17 protein-coding genes are annotated in these 23,758 nt (G+C 70.1%); 6 read left to right on the top strand and 11 right to left on the bottom strand.

Features of this window, described 5'->3' with window-relative positions; translation table 11 throughout:
* Positions 1 to 348: 348 nt before the first annotated feature.
* Both ACFVFQ_RS12595 and ACFVFQ_RS12600 read right to left on the bottom strand, forming a co-directional pair.
* Positions 349 to 1,929: a PTS ascorbate transporter subunit IIC gene (locus ACFVFQ_RS12595; RefSeq protein ID WP_383413314.1), complete on the bottom strand. Its 1,581-nt coding sequence runs from the start codon at positions 1,927 to 1,929 to the stop codon at positions 349 to 351.
* 51 nt (positions 1,930 to 1,980) lie between these two features.
* The gene (locus tag ACFVFQ_RS12600; RefSeq protein ID WP_383413317.1) at positions 1,981 to 2,772 is read right to left on the bottom strand and encodes a PTS sugar transporter subunit IIA; all 792 of its coding nucleotides are present in this window, start codon (positions 2,770 to 2,772) and stop codon (positions 1,981 to 1,983) included.
* 396 nt (positions 2,773 to 3,168) lie between these two features.
* Here ACFVFQ_RS12600 and ACFVFQ_RS12605 point away from each other — a divergent pair, with 396 nt between their 5' ends.
* The 3 genes from ACFVFQ_RS12605 to ACFVFQ_RS12615 all read left to right on the top strand — a co-directional run bounded on the left by ACFVFQ_RS12605 (position 3,169) and on the right by ACFVFQ_RS12615 (position 7,041).
* Entirely contained in the window at positions 3,169 to 3,702 is a 534-nt protein-coding gene (locus ACFVFQ_RS12605; RefSeq protein WP_383413320.1) for a hypothetical protein, read from the top strand.
* 810 nt (positions 3,703 to 4,512) lie between these two features.
* Complete coding sequence (locus ACFVFQ_RS12610; RefSeq protein WP_383413322.1) at positions 4,513 to 5,724, top strand: cytochrome P450; 1,212 nt, start codon at positions 4,513 to 4,515, stop codon at positions 5,722 to 5,724.
* Between the two features lie 261 nt (positions 5,725 to 5,985).
* Positions 5,986 to 7,041, top strand: a complete 1,056-nt coding sequence (locus ACFVFQ_RS12615; protein WP_383413325.1) for a type III polyketide synthase — start codon at positions 5,986 to 5,988, stop codon at positions 7,039 to 7,041.
* A 139-nt stretch (positions 7,042 to 7,180) separates the two neighbouring features.
* On the opposite strand, the gene ACFVFQ_RS12620 is transcribed toward ACFVFQ_RS12615, so the two are convergent.
* The 3 genes from ACFVFQ_RS12620 to ACFVFQ_RS12630 form a co-directional block, all read right to left on the bottom strand.
* Positions 7,181 to 8,521 (bottom strand): class I SAM-dependent RNA methyltransferase, encoded by a 1,341-nt coding sequence (locus ACFVFQ_RS12620; protein WP_383413328.1) that lies wholly within the window; start codon positions 8,519 to 8,521, stop codon positions 7,181 to 7,183.
* A gap of 124 nt (positions 8,522 to 8,645) precedes the next feature.
* Positions 8,646 to 10,697: an APC family permease gene (locus tag ACFVFQ_RS12625; protein WP_383413331.1), complete on the bottom strand. Its 2,052-nt coding sequence runs from the start codon at positions 10,695 to 10,697 to the stop codon at positions 8,646 to 8,648.
* 229 nt (positions 10,698 to 10,926) lie between these two features.
* On the bottom strand, positions 10,927 to 12,879 hold the full coding sequence (locus tag ACFVFQ_RS12630; RefSeq protein WP_383413649.1) for an NAD-binding protein: 1,953 nt from the start codon (positions 12,877 to 12,879) through the stop codon (positions 10,927 to 10,929).
* A 331-nt stretch (positions 12,880 to 13,210) separates the two neighbouring features.
* Here ACFVFQ_RS12630 and ACFVFQ_RS12635 point away from each other — a divergent pair, with 331 nt between their 5' ends.
* On the top strand, positions 13,211 to 13,879 hold the full coding sequence (locus ACFVFQ_RS12635) for a TrkA family potassium uptake protein (protein ID WP_274912797.1): 669 nt from the start codon (positions 13,211 to 13,213) through the stop codon (positions 13,877 to 13,879).
* Positions 13,876 to 14,547, top strand: coding sequence for a TrkA family potassium uptake protein (locus ACFVFQ_RS12640; RefSeq protein ID WP_274912798.1), 672 nt, complete (start codon positions 13,876 to 13,878; stop codon positions 14,545 to 14,547). Before ACFVFQ_RS12635 ends, ACFVFQ_RS12640 begins: the two co-directional genes overlap by 4 nt.
* Positions 14,548 to 14,615: 68 nt before the next feature.
* Here ACFVFQ_RS12640 and ACFVFQ_RS12645 read toward each other — a convergent pair whose 3' ends face one another.
* The 4 genes from ACFVFQ_RS12645 to ACFVFQ_RS12660 form a co-directional block, all read right to left on the bottom strand.
* Positions 14,616 to 15,377, bottom strand: coding sequence for a DUF3159 domain-containing protein (locus tag ACFVFQ_RS12645; RefSeq protein ID WP_383413335.1), 762 nt, complete (start codon positions 15,375 to 15,377; stop codon positions 14,616 to 14,618).
* A 63-nt stretch (positions 15,378 to 15,440) separates the two neighbouring features.
* The gene (locus ACFVFQ_RS12650) at positions 15,441 to 15,839 is read right to left on the bottom strand and encodes an OB-fold nucleic acid binding domain-containing protein (RefSeq protein WP_199836367.1); all 399 of its coding nucleotides are present in this window, start codon (positions 15,837 to 15,839) and stop codon (positions 15,441 to 15,443) included.
* A gap of 152 nt (positions 15,840 to 15,991) precedes the next feature.
* Entirely contained in the window at positions 15,992 to 16,675 is a 684-nt protein-coding gene (locus ACFVFQ_RS12655) for a response regulator (RefSeq protein WP_016570936.1), read from the bottom strand.
* A 175-nt stretch (positions 16,676 to 16,850) separates the two neighbouring features.
* Positions 16,851 to 19,406 carry an ATP-binding protein gene (locus ACFVFQ_RS12660; RefSeq protein WP_383413340.1) on the bottom strand — a complete coding sequence of 852 codons (2,556 nt, stop codon included), beginning with the start codon at positions 19,404 to 19,406 and terminating at the stop codon, positions 16,851 to 16,853.
* Between the two features lie 299 nt (positions 19,407 to 19,705).
* Between ACFVFQ_RS12660 and ACFVFQ_RS12665 the strand changes: the two genes are divergently transcribed.
* Positions 19,706 to 20,290, top strand: coding sequence for a GNAT family N-acetyltransferase (locus ACFVFQ_RS12665; RefSeq protein WP_383413652.1), 585 nt, complete (start codon positions 19,706 to 19,708; stop codon positions 20,288 to 20,290).
* 663 nt (positions 20,291 to 20,953) lie between these two features.
* Here ACFVFQ_RS12665 and kdpC read toward each other — a convergent pair.
* Both kdpC and kdpB read right to left on the bottom strand, forming a co-directional pair.
* The gene (gene kdpC, locus ACFVFQ_RS12670; RefSeq protein WP_383413343.1) at positions 20,954 to 21,616 is read right to left on the bottom strand and encodes a potassium-transporting ATPase subunit KdpC; all 663 of its coding nucleotides are present in this window, start codon (positions 21,614 to 21,616) and stop codon (positions 20,954 to 20,956) included.
* Between the two features lie 6 nt (positions 21,617 to 21,622).
* Positions 21,623 to 23,728, bottom strand: a complete 2,106-nt coding sequence (gene kdpB, locus ACFVFQ_RS12675; protein ID WP_383413655.1) for a potassium-transporting ATPase subunit KdpB — start codon at positions 23,726 to 23,728, stop codon at positions 21,623 to 21,625.
* Positions 23,729 to 23,758 lie beyond the last annotated feature (30 nt).

Consider the following 23,758-nt stretch of genomic DNA (forward strand, 5'->3'; position numbering starts at 1 on the left):
GAGACGGAGGCAATGCAGTAGGGCGGACACTGACCAAACGGGGCAGCACAAAGCGCCTGTGGGCAGGCCGATCACGAGGAAGGCCCCGAGTAGCACGGCGCTCCATCGCCAGGCACAAGGAGCCCGACCCGCGCGCCGCGCTGAGGGGCGCGACCTATCGAGGCGCCCAGGCCCAAAGACACCGGACATCGCCTGCCCACACCGCAGGCAACAGAACTCCACGCCGAGATCCGACGGACCGACCACGGCCTGCCGACCAGCCGGCCCCAACCGCCCCAGCCGGCCCAGCCGTCCCATTGATCGCCGGACCAGTGAGCCGGTCGTTCACTTGGTCGTTTGCTCCTGCGGTCAGTCGCCCAGGGGCGGTGGTGGGGCCGGCGCACCTACGGGCGGCGCGATCTTGGGGTGCCGACGGAGCGGAACCTCAGCACCCGCTCCAGCCCCATCGGCAGCCGTCGACGCCCCCGTAACGGACCCGGCAGCGATCCGCCCGCCACCTGGGTCCCACCCCCGCTCCACCACCCGCCGCTGGAAGACGATCGCGCCGACCAGTACACCCGCGCCGATGACCACCATGGCGACGGCCCCACCGCTGGGCCCCACCTTGGCCGCATAGCCGATGAGCGTGCCGAACCAGCCGAAGTCGGCGTCACCGAAGGTGGTGTTGGCCTTGCCGAACGCACCGAGCGAGGTGAGCAGCAGCGCCGGCAGGAAGGTGATCAGCACGCCGTTCAGGAAGGCGCCGACGATCGCACCGCGCCGGCCGCCCGTCGCGTTCCCGTAGACGCCGGCCGCGCCGCCCGTGAAGAAGTGCGGTACGAGGCCGGGCAGAACGAGCGCGAGCCCAATGGCGGGATGGAGCACCCAGGCCAGCAGAGCGAGGCCGGCCAGGCCCCCGGTGAAACTGGCGAGGAAGCCGATCAATACCGCGTTCTGGGCGTACGGGAACACGATCGGCGCGTCCAGGGCCGGTACCGCGCCGGGCACCACCTTGCCGGCAATGCCCTGAAATGCAGGCACCAGTTCGCCCAGGATCGTGCGGACCCCGAAGAGGATCACCGCGACCGCGATGCCGAATTGCAGTCCCTGCATGACGGATTGCATGAGGTAGTTGCCGAGGTCGCGGGCCGCACCCTCGCCTCCGGCAGCGGCGGCAAATGCCTTGAAGGCAGTGGATCGGCCGGCGTTGGCCAGGTAGACGAGGGCCATGACCACGTAGATCAACGCCATGGACAAGGCCGTGGCAACCATCGAATCCCGTAGGAACCGCAGGCCCTCGGGCAGTTTCCACTCCTCGGTGCTGCGACTGCGGCGGCCGACGAGTCGCCCGGTGACGCCCGCGAGTATGTAACCGGCGGTGCCGAAGTGGCCGATGGCAATGGAGTTGTCGCCCGTGACGCGCTTGGTCCAGGGGTGGGCGAACGCGGGCATGGCCACCAACAGGATGCCCAACAGGACAGCACCAACGGCGATCACCATCGGCGCCGGCTGACCGGCCGCGCTCAACACCATCGTCAACAGCGTGGCCATGAACAGGATGTGATGCCCAGTGAGGAAGACGTACCGCAGGGGCGTAAACCGGGCCAGCAGGAGGGCGACGACGAACCCCAGGATCATCAGCCAGGCAACCCGGGCACCGAACCGCTCCTGAGCGATGCCGACGATCGCCTCGTTGGCCGGGATCACCCCCTGCGCCCCGGTAGCGCCCTGGATCATGCCGCCCAGCGGCCCCAACGCGCCGACGACCAGGGTCGCACCGGCCCCGATGAGCAGAAAGCCGAGCGTGGCCTTGAGTGCGCCACCGACGATCTGCCCGACGGACTTTCGCAGCGCGATCAGCCCCGCCGCGGTGATCAGGCCAATCAAACAGGCCGGCCGGCTGAGCACTTCGTTGACGAGGAACGTGGCGACGGACCGCGGCACGGTCATGAACTCCCCCTTGTCCCAGATGGACTTGGACAACCTCGGACAGCGTCGGCGTCACACGTCGTAGAGGCCGCGGAGCACGCGGTCGACCTCCCTGGTACTGGTGAAGTCCGCCACGACCGCGACCGGAACGCCGGTCTCACCCAACGTCCCGGCGATCTCACGGGAGGTGAGGATGGCGACGGCCTCCGTCGCCCTGCCCCTGGCGGAAATGGTGTCGGTCGCCTCCACGGTGACGTGACGGCTCCAGCCCCAGTGGTCGAGCACCCGCTCCAGAGTGGACTTGAGGAAGAGGCTGGTACCGAGCCCGTTACCGCAGACCGTCAGAATCCGGTGGACGGCGCGGCCCCCGTCTACGGCAGGGACTTCGGCCGCGTCGTCCCGTTGGTGGTGCGCATCAGGACCGGCGAGCAACCTGCGCACGCCCTCAGCATCGGGGGCCTCCCGCAGTGCTCGGGCGGTACCAGGATCATCGAGCAGTCGCGCCAGGGCCGCGAGCGCCGCCGTATGCGCGCCCTGGTCCCGCGCCGCGAGGGCGACGACGAGGCGCACCGGATCGTTCGTCGCATGCCCGAACTCCACCGGCGCCGCCGGACGGACCCACGACATCCCGGTCCGGAGCACCGCGGGCGAGGGGCGGGCGTGCGCCAGGGCGAAGCCGGGCGCAATCACGATGTACGGACCGTTCTCCGCCACGTTCTCGATCATCTCGGCGGTGTACGCGGCCGTCGTCGCGCCGCTGTCCACCAGCAGCCCACCGGCCGTCCGGATCGCGGCCCGCCAGTCCGACACGGACACGTCCAGGCGCACGGCCGCGGCGGGGAGGAGAGCGTTCAGTGCTGCCATGCCGGGACTCTACGGGTGCGTGGGTGGCCATGCACCGGTGCGTGGAAGGGGAGTTGGGGTCAACGTCAGGGTCGGGGTTCGGGTGGGGCTCAGGGTCCGCTCAGGGGCGGATCAGGGTTGGTGAGCGGGTGGGTGGGTGCGGGCGCGGGGACAGATGAGTCAGGACGAGGAACGGCGATACACGACAGCAAAGGCCCACGGAAGACGCAGACGGGAAGACCGAGGAGGCAGCAATGAAGAACATGAATATGGCCGCAACAGACACAGTTGTTGTAACGGCGGAGGTAACTGACGTAAGTACGAAGGTGGCTGGGGGCATGAGCACGTACGGAGCGATGCCGGGACCGACGTACCGGTGGCGGCCGGCGGAAGCCGCGATGGGTATCGTGACGCCGCGTGGGCGACAGCACGGTGTGGACTCTGGCCATCGCGGCAGTGACGGGCGGTACGGCGGTACTGGCCAGTTGGGTAACCAGCCGCGGCAGTACGCGGGCTGCTCGCATACAGGCGGAGACCGCGGCACGCTCGCAGCGAGCCGAGCGCCTACGGGAGAGTCGGCGCACCGCTTACCTGGACCTGATCGAACAGACCCACCGGATCGGCGAGTTGTACTGGGAGATCTCAGCGGAGCTGCGGGAGCCGTCCTCCGCAGAGCGGGCCACCCGGCTCGACGCGCTACTCGACCGAGAAGTCGCGGAGTACGCGAAGATCCGACGCTGCACACGGGTCGTCGAGTTGGAGGGCCCGCCCGCGGCCGCAGCCGCGGCGCTCGCCCTCCAGAAGGCCACCGGTCCCTTCTACGATGCGCTTCGGCCGGGCACGGCCGAAGGCAAGGACTGTCGCGAGGAGTTCGACGCCGCATATAGACCCTTCTGGAAGGCGCTGGAGAACTTCGTGGACGCGGCCCGAGACGCCCACCAGACGGATTGACCACTCTCCGACCGAAGTTGGCGACACGGACGTAAGCGCCGAACCCCTTCACGCCTGGTCCCGAACCCTGGCTCCGGCCGACCGAACCGGGCGGCCACCGACCATGCCCCCGTAGATCACATATAGCCCGATACAGGCATGGCCCCAGACACAACCGCGACCGCAACCACAGCGACAGTCACAGCCACAGCCACAGAAAGGCAACGCAGACGCCGATGCGTGACCATTAAGCAGGGGCAGACACCCGTCGTCGAGCGGCACCGCTCCACCCCGCCAACCAAACCGCAACCAGAGTGACCACGCAGTCACCACGAGGCATCGCACCCACCACCAGCCCGACAGCGAAAGCCTCGACGGTCCCCACTGTCGCTCCCCCCACACCTCGCCCATCGACCACCACCCATCGCTCATCACCCATTCGGCGTAATCACAAAGCGGCCTACGTCCTCCCGCACGGTTCGCCGCACGAGGCGGGAATCAGCGTGAAGGGGCGGCGAGACGCGAAACCGTCGTACGGCGTGACGGCCCGCGCCGCACCTCGCCAGCCAAGGCGGAGCACAAGGCGCCTACGTACGATATCGGGGATGAAATAGCGCCTTTGCGGCCCGCCGGCGAGGGCATGCGCACCCTTCGACTGTCCGATCCACGGGCGGCAATTCCGCTCCTCGCGCTCGCCCCATCACACCCGACAATTCCCCCTCCACTTCAACCCCGATCCCCCCGCTCAAGCCTCATCTCTCAGCTCCCCCTCAGTTCTCCTCAGCACATTCGACCAAAACGCACCCGTCCTTCTCACCCCGGGAGTTCGGAATGGCACAGGAAGCCGACAACAGCGTCTGGAATTGCCCGTTCGATTACGCCGAGGCGTTGGAGTTCGATCCGACACTCAGGCGGATCATGACCGAAGAGCCCGTCGCACGCATTCGGCTGCCGTACGGCGAGGGCGAGGCATGGTTGGTCACGCGGTACGAGGACGTGCGGACGGTGACGACGGACCGGCGGTTCAGCCGGCACGCCATCGTCGGGCGGGACTTCCCGCGGATGACACCGGAGCCGATCGTGCAGGACGAGGCCATCAACGTGATGGACCCGCCCGCGAGCAGCCGGCTGCGGAGCCTGGTGTCCAAGGCGTTCGCCCCGAAGCAGGTGGAGCGGATGCGGACGCGCACCCAGCGTGCCGTGGACGACCTGCTGGACCGCATGGTCGAGGACGGGGCCCCGGGCGACCTGATGGAGAACCTCGCGTCGCCGCTGCCGCTGACGACCATCTGCGAGGTGCTGGACATCCCGGAGGGCGAGCGCGCACAGCTGCGCACGTACGCCCGCACGATGATGAACACCAGCCTCGACAACAAGGAAAACGCCATCCACGCCAAGGCGAACATGCGGGAGTACTTCAAGGAGTTGACCGCGAGACGCCGGCGCGACCCGGGTGACGACCTGATCAGCGCCCTGGCGACGGCCCGCGTCGGGGACGAGGTCCTAGACGAGAAGGAGCTCACCGTCATGGCCATGGTGCTCCTGATCACCGGCCAGGACACCACCACCTACGAGATCGGCAACCTCTCCTACATGTTGCTGACCCGGCCCAAGGACCTGGAGATGCTGCGCGCGCACCCCGAGGCGCTGCCTCAGGCGCTGGAGGAGCTGCTGCGCTTCATTCCGTTCCGCAAGGGCGTCGGCATCCCGCGAGTCGCGCTGGAGGACGTCGAGTTGAGCGGCGTGACGATCCGGGCCGGGGACATCGTGCACGTCTCGTACCTGACGGCCAACCGGGACCCGGCGAAGTTCGAGCGGCCCGACGAGGTGGACCTGACCCGCGAGACCACCGGCCACATGACATTCGGCTGGGGCGGACACCACTGCCTGGGTGCCCCGCTGGCCCTGACCGAAATACAGGTGGCGCTCGGCACGTTGTTGAAGCGCTTCCCGGAGCTGAAGTTGGCGAAGCCGGCCGAGGAAGTGCGCTGGAACGAGACCGCGATCTGGCGCTATCCACTGGCCTTGCCGGTGGTGTGGTGAGGTACCGGGGTCGCGGGAAACCGCGACCCCGACCGCGGCATGCGGAACTCACTCCCCTGGCGTACGGTCGAGGAATGACCCATCTGCACGGGGAAAGTTCATTCTTCGACGGATGGCCCGCTCGCGTCCTTCCAGGGGTCTGTGTCATCGGGCCGAAGGATTCTCCTGAGATTCCGCCGGCCGACAACGGAAGCGACCACAGCGCGAATTACAGAGCAGAAAAAGCACTGGGCGGACCACAGTCTGCAAGGAGTGCATCCGATGGCGGTTTTGTGCAAACCGGCAATCGCGGTCCCTGAATACATCATCACCAGGGACGACACCCTCGAACTGGCACGGCAGCTGCACGGCAACCACGCCCAGCTGAAGCTCGTGCTGAGGCTCATCGAGCATACGGGCGTGGCGCGTCGGCACTTGATCCAGCCCATCGACAAGGTGCTGGAGCATCCCGGATTCGACGCCCGCAGCGCCATCTACGAGGAGGAGTCCAAGGCGCGCGTTCCCGCCGTGGTGCGCAAGGCGCTGGACCAAGCGGAGTTGGAGCCGCGGGACATCGACCTGATCGTCTACGTCTCGTGCACCGGCTTCATGATGCCGGCGCTGACGGCGTGGCTCATCAACCACATGGGATTCCGGTCGGACACCCGACAGGTCCCGATCGCTCAACTCGGCTGTGCCGCGGGAGGCGCCGCGATCAACCGCGCGCACGACTTCTGCCGTGCCTATCCGGAAGCCAACGTCCTGCTCGTCGCCTGCGAGTTCTGCTCGCTGTGCTACCAGCCCACGGACATGGGCGTCGGATCGCTGCTGTCCAACGGCCTGTTCGGGGACGCGGTCGCGGCGGCCGTGATGCGCGGCAGGGGCGGCACGGGCGTCCACCTCGAACGGAACGCCTCCTACCTGATACCGCACACCGAGGACTGGATCTCGTATGCGGTGCGCTCCACGGGATTCCACTTCCAGTTGGACAAGCGGGTCCCGGGAACGATGGAGCCGCTCGCGCCGGCGCTCCGCGCGCTGGCCGAGGAACACCACTGGGACGCGGGCAACTTGGACTTCTACATCGTCCACGCCGGCGGCCCACGCATCCTCGACGACCTCAGCCGTTTCCTCGGCGTCCCCCGCGAGGCGTTCCGCTTCAGCCGGGCGACGCTGACCGAGTACGGCAACATAGCCAGCGCGGTGGTGCTGGACGCACTGGCCCGCATGTTTGACGAGGCGTCAGCAAAGGAGGGCCAGCGCGGCCTCATGGCCGGCTTCGGCCCCGGCATCACCGCGGAGATGGCACTGGGGACGTGGTCGTCAGCGGCGACGTGAATGACGGGGCGGGCGGGGGCGCGTTGGCGAAGTAGCCCTCAGCGCCCCGGGCCGGGGCGACGGTGAACTCACCAACGCAATCGGCGAGTTGAACCGCCACCCCCACAACACCCCACGGCCGAGCGCCCGTTAGCGACCGTTAGCGCCCCTTCTTGGCCGATTCCAGGATCACCACGCACTCCACATGATGGGTCATCGGGAAGAGGTCGAAGGCGCGCATGCGGCGGGGGGTGTAGCCGGCCTCGCGGAAGTAGGCGAGGTCGCGGGCGAGGGCCGCCGGGTCGCAGGCCACGTAGGCGATGCGGCGGGGGGTGAGGGTGGCGAGGTGCTGGACGGTCTGCTTGCCGGCGCCGGCACGGGGCGGGTCGAGGACGACGAGGTCGACGTCGGTGATGCCGGTGCGGGGGAGGACCTGCTCCACCTTGCCGCGCTCGATGCGGACGCGGTCGAGGTCGGCGAGGTTGTGCTCGGCGTCCTCGACGGCGCGCTTGCTCGCTTCGATGCCGAGCACCGCGCCCTTGTCGCCCACCCGCTCCGCGAGCGCGCCGGCGAAGAGGCCGACGCCGCAGTAGAGGTCGAGGGCCATGTCGCCCTTCTTGGGCATCAGGCCCTGCATGACGGCCTCGACTAGGAGGTCGGCGGCCTTGGGATGGACCTGCCAGAAGCCGCCGTTGCCGACCCGCCAGGTGCGACCGGCGGCGCGTTCGCGGACGAAGGGGCGGCCGTGGACGCGGTGGACGGCCTTGTCCTTCTCGCCGATGCGAAGGACGGAGACCGGCTTGTCGAGTTCGACGATCGGGAGGCGGCCGCCGGGGCGGGGGGTGAGGACGACCTGGCGGTCGTGCGAGCCGGTGGCGGCAATCGCCTCGACGGTGGCGATCTGCGGCCAGGTGCGCTGCTCGATGCCGAGTTCGGAGACGCCGGGGGCTGCGATCATGCAGTGGGTGACCGGCTCGATGTCGTGCGAGCGGTGCTTGCGGAGGCCGGGGCGGCCCTCGGCGTCCACGGCGTACTGGACGCGGGTGCGCCAGGCCGGGACCTCGCCCTTGGCGACCTTGTCGCCGGGGGCCGGTTCGACGGTGCCGTCCCAGCCGCTCTCCTCGGGGGTGAGGCCGGCCAGTCGCGCCAACTGCTCCGTGATGACGGCGGCCTTGAGGCGGCGCTGGGCGCCGGGCGCGGCGTGCTGCCAGTCGCAGCCGCCGCACCGGCCGGGGCCGGAGAACGGGCAGGGCGCCGGGACGCGGTCCTTGGAGGCGTCGAGGATCTCGACGGCGTCGGCGCGCAGGAAGCGGGCGCCCTCCTCGCCGTCGGTGACGCGGGCGCGGACCCGTTCGCCGGGCAGCGCGTGCCGGACGAAGAGGACCTGACCGGCCTCGGTGCGGGCGATGCAGTGGCCGCCGTGCGCGACCGGGCCGACCTCGACCTCGTACTCCTCGCCGACCAGTGACTTCCTGGATTCCGGCGGCGTGTCCGGCTGCATGGCGGGGAGCTCCTGGGTAGGCGTGGGGCGAAACCGTGACGGCTGGCTTCCGGGTGGAGACCAGCCGTCCATTCTACGGGGTGTGATGCGGTGCGCCGGCCCCGAGCGGGGGCCGGCGCCGGGGTCACTTCTTCGTGGCCGCGGCTTCCTTCTTCGGTGCGGAGACCGGGCCGCGCCGGACCGAGCCGGGGGCGTTCCACTCGGCGCGCTTGCGGGCGCGCTTCTTGGCGGCCTCGGAGGAGTCCAACTGCCAGGGCACCGAGGTGACCATGACGCCGGGAGTGAAGAGGAGGCGTCCCTTCAGGCGCAGCGCGGACTGGTTGTGCAGCAGGTGCTCGTACCAGTGGCCGACGACGTACTCGGGGATGTAGACGGAGACCGCATCGCGCGGGCTCTCCCGGCGCAGCGACTTGACGTAGTCGATGATCGGCCGGGTGATCTCGCGGTACGGGGAGGCCAGGACCTTCAGCGGCACCTCTATGCCGCGGCGCTCCCACTCGGCGCGCAGGACGCGGGTGTCGGCCTGGTCGACGTCGACGCTGACGGCTTCCAGGGTGTCCGAGCGCATCAGCTTGGCGTAGTTCAGGGCGCGCAGGGTGGGCTTGTGCACCTTGGAGACCAGGACGATGGAGTGGACGCGGGAGGGGCGGACGACCTCGTCGTCGGGGAGGTCGGGGGCGGCGATCTCGTCGGAGACCCGGTCGTAGTGACGGCGGATCGCGGTCATCGTGACGAAGAAGATGACCATGCCGAGGAGGGCGACCCAGGCGCCGTGGGTGAACTTCGTCAGCAGCACGACGACGAGGACGAGGCCGGTGAAGAAGGCGCCGAAGGCGTTGATGGCGCGGGAGCGGTGCATCCGGCGGCGCTTGGCCTGGTCCTTCTCGGTCCGCAGGTGGCGGTTCCAGTGCCGGACCATGCCGATCTGACTGAGCGTGAAGGAGACGAAGACGCCGACGATGTAGAGCTGGATCAGGCGGGTGGAGTCCGCGCCGTAGAGGTAGACCAGGACGGTGGCGGCGCCGGCCAGCAGCACGATGCCGTTGGAGAACGCCAGCCGATCGCCGCGGGTGTGCAACTGGCGCGGCAGGTAGCGGTCCTGGGCGAGGATCGAGCCGAGCAACGGGAAGCCGTTGTAGGCGGTGTTGGCGGCGAGGAAGAGGACCAGCGCGGTGGCCGCGGCCAGGATGACGAAGAGGAAGCTGCCCTTGCCGAAGACCGCCTCGGCGACCTGCGAGATCACCGGGTTCTGGGTGTAACCGGAGCCGATCGGACGGCCGTTGTGGAGCAGGTCGGTGGCCGGGTTCTCGGCCATCCGCACGTGCGTGGTCATGGCCAGCGCGATGATGCCGCAGAACATGGTGACGGCCAGCCCGCCCATGAGGGCGAGGGTGGTCGCGGCGTTCTTCGACTTCGGCTTGCGGAAGGCGGGCACGCCGTTGGAGATCGCCTCGACGCCGGTGAGCGCGGCGCATCCGGAGGAGAAGGCGCGCAGCAGCAGGAAGATCAGCGCGAAGCCGGCGAGTCCGCCCTGCTCGGCGTGGATGGTGTAGTCGGCGGTGGGGGCCTTCATGGTGTCGCCGAGGACCAGGCCGCGGAACGCGCCCCAGAGGATCATGACGAAGACGCCAGCCACGAAGACGTACGTGGGGATGGCGAAGAGCTTGCCGGACTCCTTGACGCCGCGCAGGTTCATCAGCGTCAGCAGCACGATGATCGCGATGGCGCACAAGGTCTTGTGCTCGACGACGAACGGGACCGCGGAGCCCAGGTTTTCCACTCCGGAGGAGATGGAGACCGCGACGGTCAGGACGTAGTCGACGAGGAGCGCGCTGGCCACGGTCAGGCCGGCCTTCGGCCCGAGGTTGGTGGTGGCGACCTCGTAGTCGCCACCGCCGCTCGGGTAGGCGTGCACGTTCTGCCGGTACGACGCGACGACGGTGAACATCAGCACCACGACCGCGACCGCGATCCAGGGGCTGAAGTGGTACGCGGAGACCCCCGCCACGGAGAGGACGAGCAGCACCTCGCCGGGCGCGTAGGCCACGGAGGAGAGCGGGTCGGAGGCGAAGACGGGGAGTGCGATGCGCTTGGGGAGAAGGGTCTCGGCGAGCCTGTCGCTGCGCAGTGCGCGCCCGATCAAGATCCGTTTGGGCACGTCGGTCAGTTTGGACACCAGAGGATGCTAAGCCTTCGTCAAGGTGCTCGCCCACCCGCCATCCGGACGGGTAATGGCACACGAACGCGTCACGGTGCACAGAGTCGCCCGACTCCGCTTCAGCTGCCCGTTACTTCCACACAATCTGCACGTCAGGGGGCGGTGGCCCGGTCGGTGCGGGGTACCTCGTGGGGCCGGGCCCCGTGGCGGACGTCACGGGGCCCGGGCGTGTCGCGGTTGCGCGGGCTCACCCCGCGTGTACCGGCCGCGGCCGCCGCGACAGCAGCTCGCCCAGTCCCTCCCGGGTCGCGGCCAGCAGCACCACGTCGCGCGGCCGGAGAACGTAGCCGTTCAGCTCGTCCGCCAGGTGCGCCGGCGCTCGTCCCGGGCCCGGCTGCGGTTCGTCCGCCGCGGACTGTTCCGCCAACGCGTCCGACGCGAAGGTGTCGACGGCCAACACCCGCAGCCGCCCCGGGCGGAGCACCGCGCCGACCGTGCGCCCTTCCAGGGCGGCATGCCCGCCGACCTCCACCCTGGCCACCAGCAACACCCGCCGCTCCACCGGGATCGCGCCCAGGATCTCCCGGCCCATCATCGCCCCGGCGAACGCCGGCGCTCCCAGGAAGGAGACGCTGCGGCTGCGAGTCCGCGCGCCCGGGTGGGCGGCGCGCAGCGTCCGGTAGACGGCGGCGGCGAACCCGTCGTCGAAGATCCGCAGGGTCACCCGCAGCCGCGGATTGACCGACCGGGCGTACAGCGCGGCCTCCAGATTGGTGGTGTCCTCGCTGGTCAACGCGAGCAGGGTGCGAGCCCGGTCGGCCAGCGCCGCCTCCAGCACCCCCTCCTGCGTGACGTCTCCCACGACGGTCGGCACTCGCAGCCGGCGGGCCAGGGCGATGCCGCGCGCCTCCGGGTCGGCCTCGATGCACACCACCGGGATGCGCATCTCGTGCAGCCGCGCGAGCACCCGGGTACCGACCTTCCCCAGGCCCAGCAGCACCACATGGCCGGAGAGTCCGCGCGGTGGCCGGCGCAGCGCCGAGGCGCTGCGGAAGGTGCCCAGCCCCTCGAACGCCGCCGCCACCAACACCGGGAGCAACAACAGCCCGACCAACCCGGCCAACAACTGGAGCACCTTGCGCGCCAGCGACCCGTCGAGCGCCGGCTCGTCGATCGCGAAGAGGTCGAGCAGCGTGAGGTACGCCGCGTGCAACGGCTGCTCCCCCGTCGTCAGGGACGCGGCCACCGCCAGCGCCAACACCGCCCCGACGAAGCCCGCCAGCGACCAGCGCAGCCGCCGGGAGAACAGGGACGCCAGCGGCGCGCCCCGGCCGCGGAGTCGACTCGGCCGCACCGTCCGGCCCGTATAGGCGACGGTCTCCAGGACGACCCGTCCACAGTCCGCGGCCGCACCGGCGGTGGCATCGTCCGGCAGCAGCACCGTGCCGTCGTCACCGGCCCCCGCCTCGGAGGCGCCCGCCGCACCGGGCTGCTCACCGGGCGACGGCGACAGCAGCGCCAGGGTGCACAACCGCCGCGCCCCGGCCGGCCCGGACTGCCCCGGCGCGCGCTCCACGGCGCGCAGCATCAGCCCGTCCGCCTCGATGACCTTGCTGGTCCCCGCGACCGCGGTGGCCACCAGCGCCGGGGCGACGGTGTCCGTGTCGGAGAGCACCGTGGTGGACGCCTCGGCCCCCGCGGTTCGTGCGCCGTCCGCCGCCCGCCCCGCGCCGACCGCCGCCGCCTGGTCCAACAACTCCTCCAGATGCTGGCCCAGTTTGCGGTTGTAGAGCCGGATGACCAGCCGCAGCCGGGGGTTGAGGCGGCGGGCGCGGAGCGCGGCGTGGATGTTGAGATCGTCGTCGTCGTGGACCAGCGCCAGCGCCCCCGCGTCGGCGATGCCCGCCTCGACCAGCGTCGCGTCGTCCACCTGGGCCGCCTCCAGGACCCGGACCGGCTCCGGCGGCGGCTCGACGTCCTCGCCCGGTACCGGGACCGCGCCCGGCCCGGTGCGCCCGACCACCGCCGACACCCGGCCGAGCAGCGCGGTGGCCCGGCCGAGGCCGCGGGACGGCGCGGGAACGCGGGAGCGGCGCGGCTCGCGCGCGGACGGCACGACCAGGGTCACCCGTTCGCGGTAGACGTCGCGGAGTTCGGCGGCGAGCCGGTGGGCCAGCGCGTCGTCACCGCACACCACCATGTGCGGTGCGGTAGCGGCCTGTTGGGGCTGATGTGGCAGTTGAGGCACACGCCGTAGCGTGCCCTACCCACCCGCCCCCACGCAGCCCACCGCACCCTTCCCCGTCGCCGCACCACCGCCCCACGACGGCCCGGGGCCTACCGCGCCCCCTACTGGGCCCACCGTTACGGCTACGGTTGTACCGGACCACGGTGCGGCCGGCGCCCCCGTCTGACGCACCGGGCCGCCGTCGCGGACAGCGGCTCCGTGTCGCCAAAACGTCGGAGAAGGAAGTAGTGAGCAGGGTGTTTGGTCAGGTCAGCGCGCTAGTACAGGGCACGGGGTAATCAGCATGCACATCGTCATCATGGGGTGTGGCCGCGTGGGCTCCGCGCTGGCGCAGACCCTGGAGGGCCAGGGCCACACCATCGCGGTGATCGACCAGGACCCGACCGCGTTCCGCCGGCTCGGCTCCGCGTTCGGCGGCCGCCGGGTCACCGGCGTCGGCTTCGACCAGGACACCCTCCGCGAGGCCGGCATCGAGGAGGCGGGCGCCTTCGCCGCCGTCTCCAGCGGTGACAACTCCAACATCATCGCCGCCCGGGTGGCCCGCGAGATGTTCGGCGTGGAGAACGTCGCGGCCCGCATCTACGACCCGCGCCGCGCCGAGGTCTACCAGCGCCTCGGCATCCCCACCGTCGCCACCGTCCGTTGGACCGCCGACCAGATGCTCCGCCGGCTGCTGCCCTCGGGCGCCGAGCCCCTGTGGCGCGACCCCAGCGGCGGCGTCCAGTTGGCCGAGGTGCACACCTCCACCTCCTGGGTCGGCCACAAGATCAGCAAGCTGCAGGAAGAGACCGGCGTCCGCGTCGCCTTCCTCACCCGCCTGGGAGAGGCCATGCTGCCGACCTCCCAGACGGTCCTCCAGGAAGGCGACCTGGTGCACGTGATGATGCGCACCGACGAAGTGGAGAAGGTCGAGGCGGCATTCGCCCAGGGTCCCGAGGAGGCGCACGCATGAGGGTCGCGATCGCAGGCGCCGGCGCGGTGGGTCGTTCCATCGCCGGCGAACTCCTGGAAAACGGGCACGAGATCCTGCTCATCGACAAGGCGCCCACCGCCATCTCCGTCGAGCGGGTCCCGCTCGCCGAGTGGCTGCTGGCCGACGCCTGCGAGATCACCTCGCTCGACGAGGCCGCGCTCCAGCGCTGCAACGTCGTCATCGCCGCGACCGGCGACGACAAGGTGAACCTCGTCGTCTCGCTGCTCGCCAAGACCGAGTACGGCGTGCCCCGGGTGGTCGCCCGCGTCAACAACCCCAAGAACGAATGGCTGTTCAACGAAGCCTGGGGCGTCGACGTCGCGGTCTCCACCCCGCGCCTGATGTCCGCCCTGGTCGAGGAGGCGGTCAGCGTCGGCGACCTCGTCCGGCTGCTGCGCTTCAGCCACGGTGACGCCAACCTCGTCGAGCTCACCCTGCCCCCGGAAGCCGCCCTGGCCGGCACCCGGGTCGGCGACGTCGAGTGGCCCGAGGACACCTCCCTGGTGACGATCATCCGCGGCACCCGGGTCCTCACCCCCAACAAGGACGACGCCCTCGAAGCCGGCGACGAGCTGCTGTTCGTCGCCGCCCAGTCCCGCGAGGAACAGCTGGAGGACCTGCTGTCGGTCCGCCGCACCGACGGCTGAACCAGCCACGGCACACGAAGGGCCCGGAAGCCACCCGGCTCCCGGGCCCTTCGCCCGTCCATTCCCCCTCAGCGGCGGTGCCGCGGTCCCCCGCCGCCCCGCTCGGCGGCCACGTCCGGCGCCAACGGCCCGCGCTGCCGCTCCCGTTCGGCCTCCTCCGCCTTCTCCTGCGCCTCCATCTCCGCGAAGACATCGATCGGCGCCGGCGCCTTCACCAGGAACATCCACGTGAGATAGAGCGCCAACAGGAACGGCGGGATCTTCAGCGCCACCAGCACCCAGCCCAACTGCGTGGTGTCCGCCCACCAGTACAGCGGGAAGAGGATCAGGCACTTGCCGAGCAGGATCAGCCCCCACGCCCAACTGGCCTTCGCATACGCCTTCTTGCGCCCCGGATTCCGCGTGCGCCAGGAGAGGTTCTCCTTGAACACCGGCCCCAGAATCAGGCCGATCAACGGGACGCCGGCCAGCGTCGTCACGATGTAGGCCAGCGCCAGCCCCAGCGTGTAGAGCATGCCCGGCAGGTAGAAGTCCTTGGCGTTGCCGGTCATCATCGCGAAGACCACGCCGAAGGCCACCCCGAACACCCCGCTGAAGGCGTGCTTGACGGTGCCCTTCGCCACCAGTCGCACCACGCACAGCACCAGCGACACCGCCAGCGCCGCGATCGCCGAGACGTGCAGGTCCTTGTTGACCGTGAAGATCGCGACGAAGAGCAGGCCCGGTAGCACCGTCTCCACCATGCCGCGCACGCCACCGAACGCCTCGAACAGCGCCGCCTCGGTCACCTCCCTGCCGCCGGCATCGGCGGTGGCGGTCGGCGCGCCCACCGGACGATCGGTGGAAACGGAAGCCTCAGGCTCAGTGGTCGGTCGGTCGTACGACGTCACCGGCTACTCCTGTCCGAGCGGTCGCAGTTCGTACTTGGGATTGAAGAGCACCCGGCGCCCGTGACTCAGCGAGACCCGGCCCGAGGCGATGAGCTTACGGCCCGGCTCGATCCCGACGATGGAACGGCGACCCAGCCACACCACGTCGAGCGCCGCGGAGCCGTCGAACAGCTCCGCCTCCAGCGCGGGCACCCCGGCGCGCGGCCGCAGCGTGACATGCCGCAGGGTGCCGGAGACCTTCACTATCTGTCGGTCGTCGCAGTCGCATATCCGGGTGCACCCCGTCGCCTGCGCGTCCTCCTGCAACTCGGCGGACTGCAGCTCCTCCTCGGAGGACGACAGCCTGTCGAGCATCCGGCGGAACCGGCCGGCCGGCTTCTCGGGTCGGGTCCCAGCACTCATAACCCCAGCGTACCGGGGCCCGCCCGGCCTCCCCCGCCCCCCGCACAACCCCCAGCAACCCCACCTTCACCCCACGAAGCAACAGCTCTCCCCCGCCCCATCGTCCCCACGGCCCCCGCACCGCTCCCCCGGACAACGGCCGGCACGCGCCTTCACCCCTCGAACCGATACCCCATCCCCGGCTCCGTGATGAAGTGCCGCGGGTGCGACGGATCGCCCTCCAGCTTCCGCCTGAGCTGCGCCATGTACACCCGCAGATAGTTGGTCTCGGTGCCGTAGGACGGCCCCCACACCTCCTGGAGCAGCTGCTTCTGGCTGACCAGCCGGCCCTGGTTGCGGACCAGGACCTCCAGCAGGTGCCACTCCGTGGGCGTCAGCCGGATGTCCCGGCCGCCCCGGTTGACCTTCTTCGCCGCCAGGTCGACCGTGAACCCCTCGGTCTCCACGATCACCTCGTCGTCCGCCGGCCCGGTCGGCTCCGCCCGGCGCACCGCCGCCCGCAGCCGCGCCAGCAGCTCGTCCATCCCGAACGGCTTGGTCACGTAGTCGTCGGCGCCCGCGTCCAGCGCCTCCACCTTCTCGTCCGACGTCTGCCGGGCGGACAGCACCAGGATCGGGACTCTCGACCAGCCGCGCAGCCCCTTGATGACCTCCACCCCGTCCATATCGGGCAGCCCCAGGTCCAGGACCACGACATCGGGATGGCGGGCCGCGGCGAGCTTCAGGGCCGTCGCCCCGTCCGGGGCGGCGTCCACCTCGTACTTGCGCGCCTTCAGGTTGATCACAAGGGCGCGGACGATCTGCGGCTCGTCATCGACCACAAGCACCCGGTTCACTGGCCTTCTCCTCGCGGTGTCGGTTGCCGACGGACAACGCCCGCCGGCCAGGTGGTGAGTGCGGCCGGTGTTGCCCGACCGCTGTGCTGGGCCCCTCCCGGGCCACGCGGCGGGCACGTACCGTCACCGGAACGCGGCCGTGTCCCGCCGCAGGTACGACCGCCCAGGCTCCGACTCATGTCGTCGCCTGTGCCGGAAGATCGGGGCGGACCGGCGGAACGCCCGGGGCGGCCGGCAGCGTCAGCACCATCGTCATGCCGCCCCCCGGAGTGTCCTCCGCCGCCAACGTCCCGCCGATCGCCTCCGCGAAACCACGCGCCACGGCCAGCCCGAGCCCCACCCCGGCGCCCCGCGGGGCGTCCCCGTAGCGCTGGAACGGCTCGAAGATCCGGTCCTTGGCGCTGTCCGGCACCCCCGGCCCCCGGTCGGCGATCCGCAGCTCCACCCGGTCGCCGAGCGCGCTAGCCGCGACCAGCACCGCCTCCCCGTCCGGGCTGTACTTCACGGCGTTCTCCACCAGATTGGCCACCGACCGTTCCAGCAGCCCCGGGTCCACCGCCACCATCGGCAGTTCCTCGGGGATGTCCAACGTGACACTGCCCTCCGGGACACCGCCCAGCGCCATCGGCACCACCTCGTCGAGGTCGATCTCCCGGATCAGCGGCGTGACCGTCCCGGTCTGCAACCGCGACATGTCCAGCAGATTGCCCACCAGGTGATCCAGCCGGTCCGCGCCCGCCTCGATGCCCTCCAGCAGCTCCGCCTCGTCCTCCTCCGACCACGCCACGTCGTCCGACTGCAACGACGTCACCGACGCCTTGATGCTCGCCAACGGCGTCCGCAGATCGTGGCTGACCGCGGCCAGCAACGCGGTCCGTATCCGGTTGCCCTCCGCCAGCTCCTGGGCCCGCTCGGCCTCCCCCACCAGCCGCTGCCGGTCCAGGACGACGGCGGCCTGCGCGGCGAACGCGGCCAGCACCCGGCGGTCCTCCGCCGGCAGCACCCGACCGGTCAGCGCCAACGCCATGTGGTCCCCCACCGGCATGTCCACGTCCGCGTCCTCGGGGCGCCGCAGCGGGGGCGCGCTCTCGTCACCGCCGGCCCGGCCCGCGCACGTCCACGGATCGACGTCGCTGCGCCGCTCCAGCAGCGCCACGGTGTCCATCCCGAACGTCTCCCGCACCCGCTCCAGCAGCGCGTCCAGCGTGGTCTCGCCGCGCAGCACGCTGCCCGCCAGGAACGAGAGGATCTCCGACTCGGCGCGCAACCTCGCCGCCTGATGGGTCCGCCGGGCGGCCAGATCCACCACCGACGCCACCGACACCGCCACCGCGAAGAAGATCGCTATTGCCACGATGTTCTTCGGGTCGTTGACCGTGAGCGTGTGGGTGGGCGGAGTGAAGTAGAAGTTCAGCAGCAACGAGCCGACCGCCGCCGACGCCAGTGCCGGCAACTGCCCACCGAGCAGCGCCGCGATGACCGTCAGGAACAGGAACAGCAGCACGTCGTTGGCGAGCCCCGGCCCGTTCGAGATCTTGGTCAGCAGCAACGACAACAGCGCCGGGCCGCCGACCCCGACGAGCCAGCCGGCGACGATCCTCGACCGCCCCAGCCGCGCCCCCCGCGCCACCGGCAACCCCCGGCCCTTGGCCACCTCGTCGTGCGTCACGATGTGCACGTCGAGGTCCGGCCCGGAGTCCCGGGCCACCGTCGCCCCCACACCGGGACCGAAGATGTACTGCCACGCCTTGCGGCGGCTCGACCCCAGCACGATCTGAGTGGCGTTCACCCCCCGGGCGAACTCCAGCAACGCGCTCGGTATGTCGTCCCCGATGACGTGGTGGAAGGTCCCGCCGAGGTCCTCCACCAGCGTCCGCTGGACCGCGAGTTCCTTCGGCGAGGCCGAGGTCAGCCCGTCGCTGCGGGCGATGTAGACGGCGAGCACCTCACTGCCCGACCCCTTAGCGGCCATCCGCGCGGCCCGGCGGATCAGCGTCCGCCCCTCCGGACCGCCGGTCAGCCCGACCACGATCCGCTCTCGCGCCTGCCACGTCGAACGGATCGAGTGCTCCGCCCGGTACTGCTGGAGGTACTCGTCCACCCGGTCGGCCACCCACAGCAGCGCCAGCTCCCGCAGCGCGGTGAGGTTGCCCGGCCGGAAGTAGTTCGACAGCGCCGCGTCGACCTTGTCCGACTGGTAGATGTTGCCGTGCGCCATCCGCCGCCGGATCGCCTGCGGCGACATGTCGACCAACTCGATCTGGTCGGCCCGCCGGACGACCTCGTCCGGCACCGTCTCCCGCTGCCGCACTCCCGTTATTGACTCGACGACGTCCCCGAGCGACTCCAGGTGCTGGATGTTCACCGTCGAGATCACCGTGATCCCGGCTTCCAGCAGCTCCTCGACGTCCTGCCAGCGCTTGCCGTTGCGGGACCCGGGAATGTTGGTGTGCGCCAACTCGTCGACCAGCGCCACGGCCGGCTTCCGCTCCAGCACCGCATCGACGTCCATCTCCGTGAACGTCGACCCGCGGTACTCCAGCTCCCGCCGCTGCACCTGCTCCAGGCCGTGCAGCATCACCTCGGTGCGGGGCCTGCCGTGGTGCTCGACGAACGCCACCACGACGTCCGTACCGCGCTCCACGCGCCGGTGCGCCTCCGACAGCATCGCGTACGTCTTGCCGACGCCCGGTGCCGCGCCGAGATATATCCGTAGCTTGCCGCGTGCCATGGCCCCATTGTCTTACGTGAAGGTCGCCCCCACCGGGCTAGACCTGATGCGACCCTACCGACCGTTTCGCCGAAAAAAGCCCCAGGTAGCGGCTTCCCGCCCGGTCTTTACGCGACTCTGATACCCCCTCTGAGCAGGGAGCCGATCGGGCTGCCGGGCGCTCTGGTATGGGGCATCACCGACGCCCCGGACACCGCTCCCGGGTCACCGATACGGGGCGCTCACCACCGGCATCACTGGCCGAAACAAAGCGATCGCACCCACCGAGACCCCCTGCCACGATGCCTCCCATGACCCCCATGTCCCCCACGAGCCGCCCGACGCCCCCCACCTCCTCCGAACACCCCACCAGCGCGGCCCCGGTGCGCGTCGTCCACACCGCCGACCTCGACACCGCCACCCTCAACGCCGCCCGCATCCTCCTCTACGACGTCTTCGACGACATGACCCCCGAGGACTGGGAACACGCCCTCGGCGGCCTGCACGCACTCGTCCACGAGGACGGCGAACTGATCGGCCACGCCGCCGTCGTCCAACGCCGCCTGCTGCACAACGGCCGGGCCCTGCGCTGCGGCTACGTCGAGGGCGTCGGCGTCCGCGCGGACCACCGCGGACGCGGCCACGGCGCCGCCCTGATGAACGCCCTGGAACGCGTGATCCGCAACGCCTACGACCTCGGCGCACTCAGCGCCGCCGACGACGCCGCCGCCTTCTACGCCGCCCGCGGCTGGCAACCCTGGCGCGGCCGCTCCTGGACCCTCACCCCAACCGGCCCCCGCCGCACCCCAAACGAGGACGGCACCCTCTACGTCCTCCCCTCGTCCGTGCCCCTCACCCCCGAAGCCGACCTGACATGCGACTGGAGAGAGGGAGACGTTTGGTAGCGGTGGCATGTGGGGGGGGAGAGCGAGGATCGCTTTTTTCACAGCCTCCCCTTCACAGCCTCCCGTCCGCTATCTGTATCTGGTTGAGGAGAAGAGCGGCCTCCCCGGGCCCGAAACGTCCACGCAGGGCGACGAGTTCGCCACGCGGGGCGCTAGGTCTCTCCCCGCCCTCCGCCAGCCTCCCCCCAACGACCTTGCTCCCAGACGCAGTTCCATCGCTTCCGTCATTTCCATCGTTCGCCCCGCTACTACTGCCTTTCACGGCCCATCCCCCGCTCTCATCATGACGCCGGCGCCTCGCCCCGAACGCCCTTCCAACTCCACTCCAGATCCGCACAGTTGCAGTCCCTGCCAACGCGCTTCCATCCCGCTGCAAAACAGTATGAGGATCCCGCGCTCGGGCCGACAACGCCTGTGGATAACTCGAAGGAGACGCAGATCAGGCTGGTTCGGGCGGAGTTGGGGGAGGCGTGTCAGGGCGGGCGCCGCACCAGACCAGCGCGAGCCGAGCCAAGCCGACGAAGATCATCGCTCCCGCGCAACACGCACAAAGGGGAGGCCCCGAGGACGCTCATCCCCGGGGCCTCCCCGTATGCCGATCGGTCGCGGCGACCGCCTACGGCAGACGCGCGCCGCATGAGTGCCTCAATGGGCCACCGCTCGTCACCGCTGTCCCTGTGCCAGGTCCCGGAGTGCGATGTTGAGTTCCAGGACGTTGACCCGGGGTTCTCCCATGAATCCCAGCTGACGTCCCTGGGTGTGGTCCTGGACGAGCTGCTTCACCTTGTCGGCGGGGAGGCGGTTCTCCTGGGCGACGCGGTTGACCTGGAGGAGTGCGAACTCCGGGGAGATGTCGGGGTCGAGGCCGGAACCGGAGGAGGTCACGGCGTCGGCCGGCACCTGCGACTCGGGGACACCGTAGGTGGTGGCGACCCAGTGCTTGCGCTCCTTGATGGCCTTGATGAGGTCGGTGTTGGTGGCGCCCTGGTTGGAGGCACCGGACACCTGGAGGTCGTACTGGGGGTTGACCCCGTTGGCCCGGTTACTGGTCAGCCCGGCCGAGGGGCGGGGCTGGAAGTAGCGGAGGTCCGGGATCGGGTTGCCCTTCTTGTCAGTGCCCTTGTCGTAGCGCTGACCGAGGAGGCCGGAGCCGACCACCTTGCCGTGGGAGGTGACCTCGGAGCCGTTGGCCTTGTTGTTGAAGGCGGCCTGCGCCACTCCGGTGACCACCAGGGGGTAGATCACCCCGCAGACGACGGTCAGGACGAGCAGGGCGCGCAGGCCCGCGGTCAGCAACCGTGCGGTGTTGCGTACGGAGTTGTTCATGGCGGGTCACCCGATTCCGGGGATGAGGGAGATCAGCAGGTCGATGAGTTTGATGCCGATGAACGGGGCGATGAGGCCGCCCAGTCCGTAGACCGCGAGGTTGCGGCGGAGCATCTTGTCGGCGCTGACGGGGCGGTAGCGCACGCCCTTGAGGGCGAGCGGCACGAGAGCCACGATGATCAGCGCGTTGAAGATGATCGCGGAGAGGATGGCGGAGTTGGGGCTGGACAGCCGCATGATGTTGAGGGTGTCCAGGCCGGGGTCGGCCACCGCGAACATCGCGGGGATGATCGCGAAGTACTTGGCGACGTCGTTGGCGATCGAGAAGGTCGTCAACGCGCCCCGGGTGATCAGGAGTTGCTTGCCGATCTCGACGATCTCGATCAGCTTGGTCGGGTTGGAGTCGAGGTCGACCATGTTGCCGGCCTCCTTCGCCGCGGAGGTACCGGTGTTCATCGCCACACCGACGTCCGCCTGCGCCAGCGCCGGGGCGTCGTTCGTCCCGTCACCGGTCATCGCGACCAGCTTCCCGCCGGCCTGTTCGCGCTTGATGAGCGCCATCTTGTCCTCGGGAGTGGCCTCGGCGAGGAAGTCGTCCACGCCGGCCTCGTCCGCGATGGCCTTGGCGGTCAGCGGGTTGTCGCCCGTGATCATGACCGTCTTGATGCCCATCTTGCGGAGCTCGACGAAGCGCTCGCGCATGCCGTCCTTGACGACGTCCTTGAGGTGGATCACGCCGAGTACGCGAGGTCCGCTCTCGTCTTCCAGCGCGACCAGCAGCGGGGTGCCGCCGGCCTGGGAGATCGTGTCGGCGAGCTGCCGGGCGTCCTCGGTGGCCTCGCCACCGCGCTCCTGGACCCAGGCGAGAACGGAGCCGGTGGCGCCCTTGCGGATCTTGCGGCCGTCGACGTCGACACCGGACATCCGGGTCTGCGCGGTGAACGGGATCCACTCGGCGCCCGTCAACGTGTCGGCGTTGAACTCACCCTCGCGCAGCGCGTACTTCTCCTTGGCGAGTTCGACGACGGAGCGTCCCTCGGGGGTCTCGTCGGAGAGTGAGGAGAGCTGTGCGGCGTCGGCGAGTTCCGTCTCGTCGGCGCCGGGGACGGGGACGAACTCGGCGGCGCGGCGGTTGCCGTAGGTGATGGTGCCGGTCTTGTCGAGCAGCAATGTCGATACATCGCCAGCCGCCTCGACGGCGCGTCCGGACATGGCGAGCACATTGCGCTGCACCAGGCGGTCCATGCCGGCGATGCCGATGGCGGAGAGGAGCGCGCCGATGGTCGTCGGGATGAGGCAGACCAACAGGGCCAGCAGCACGATCATCGGCTGCTCGGCGCCGGCGTAGATGGCGAACGGCTGGAGGGTGACGACGGCCAGCAGGAAGACGATGGTGAGCGACGCGAGAAGGATGTTCAGCGCGATCTCGTTGGGCGTCTTCTGCCGAGCCGCGCCCTCGACGAGGTTGATCATCCGGTCGATGAAGGTCTCGCCGGGCTTCGTCGTGATCTTGATGACGATGCGGTCGGAGAGGACCTTGGTGCCGCCGGTGACGGCACAACGGTCGCCACCGGACTCCCGGATGACGGGCGCGGATTCGCCGGTGATGGCGGATTCGTCGACGGAGGCGACGCCCTCGACGACGTCGCCGTCGCCGGGGATGATGTCGCCGGCCTCGCACACGACGAGGTCGCCGACGCGGAGTTCGGTGCCGGGCACCTGTTCCTCGTCGGTGCCGTTGAGGCGGCGGGCGACGGTGTCGGTCTTGGCCTTGCGGAGGGTGTCGGCCTGCGCCTTGCCGCGGCCCTCGGCGACGGCCTCGGCGAGGTTGGCGAAGATGACGGTCAGCCACAGCCAGACGGCGATCGCCCAGCCGAACCAGTCGGAAGGTGACAGGCAGGCAAATATCGTGGTGAGGACGGAGCCGACCTCGACGACGAACATGACGGGCGACTTGATCATCACCCGCGGGTTCAGCTTCCGCAGGGCGTCCGGCAGGGACGTGACGAGTTGCTTGGGGTCGAAGAGACCGCCGCCCACACGGCCGTCCTTGGGCTGCTGCCCGCTCGTGTCGTCCTGTTCTGGAGCGCGGGTCGGTGTTGCGGTGGACATGGAGCCGGGCTCCTCCGGTTTCACGGGGAC

This window comes from Streptomyces sp. NPDC057743 (assembly GCF_042798755.1).
Classification (GTDB): Bacteria; Actinomycetota; Actinomycetes; order Streptomycetales; family Streptomycetaceae; genus Streptomyces.

What these genes read in the sequence shown, in the direction of transcription:
- ACFVFQ_RS12595 (WP_383413314.1), bottom strand. Translation starts at nt 1,929, where the DNA reads ATGACCGTGCCGCGGTCCGTCGCCACGTTCCTCGTCAACGAAGTGCTC.
- ACFVFQ_RS12600 (WP_383413317.1), bottom strand. Translation starts at nt 2,772, where the DNA reads ATGGCAGCACTGAACGCTCTCCTCCCCGCCGCGGCCGTGCGCCTGGAC.
- ACFVFQ_RS12610 (WP_383413322.1), top strand. Translation starts at nt 4,513, where the DNA reads ATGGCACAGGAAGCCGACAACAGCGTCTGGAATTGCCCGTTCGATTAC.
- ACFVFQ_RS12615 (WP_383413325.1), top strand. Translation starts at nt 5,986, where the DNA reads ATGGCGGTTTTGTGCAAACCGGCAATCGCGGTCCCTGAATACATCATC.
- ACFVFQ_RS12620 (WP_383413328.1), bottom strand. Translation starts at nt 8,521, where the DNA reads ATGCAGCCGGACACGCCGCCGGAATCCAGGAAGTCACTGGTCGGCGAG.
- ACFVFQ_RS12630 (WP_383413649.1), bottom strand. Translation starts at nt 12,879, where the DNA reads ATGGTGGTGTGCGGTGACGACGCGCTGGCCCACCGGCTCGCCGCCGAA.
- ACFVFQ_RS12635 (WP_274912797.1), top strand. Translation starts at nt 13,211, where the DNA reads ATGCACATCGTCATCATGGGGTGTGGCCGCGTGGGCTCCGCGCTGGCG.
- ACFVFQ_RS12640 (WP_274912798.1), top strand. Translation starts at nt 13,876, where the DNA reads ATGAGGGTCGCGATCGCAGGCGCCGGCGCGGTGGGTCGTTCCATCGCC.
- ACFVFQ_RS12650 (WP_199836367.1), bottom strand. Translation starts at nt 15,839, where the DNA reads ATGAGTGCTGGGACCCGACCCGAGAAGCCGGCCGGCCGGTTCCGCCGG.
- ACFVFQ_RS12660 (WP_383413340.1), bottom strand. Translation starts at nt 19,406, where the DNA reads ATGGCACGCGGCAAGCTACGGATATATCTCGGCGCGGCACCGGGCGTC.
- ACFVFQ_RS12665 (WP_383413652.1), top strand. Translation starts at nt 19,706, where the DNA reads ATGTCCCCCACGAGCCGCCCGACGCCCCCCACCTCCTCCGAACACCCC.
- kdpC (WP_383413343.1), bottom strand. Translation starts at nt 21,616, where the DNA reads ATGAACAACTCCGTACGCAACACCGCACGGTTGCTGACCGCGGGCCTG.
- kdpB (WP_383413655.1), bottom strand. Translation starts at nt 23,728, where the DNA reads ATGTCCACCGCAACACCGACCCGCGCTCCAGAACAGGACGACACGAGC.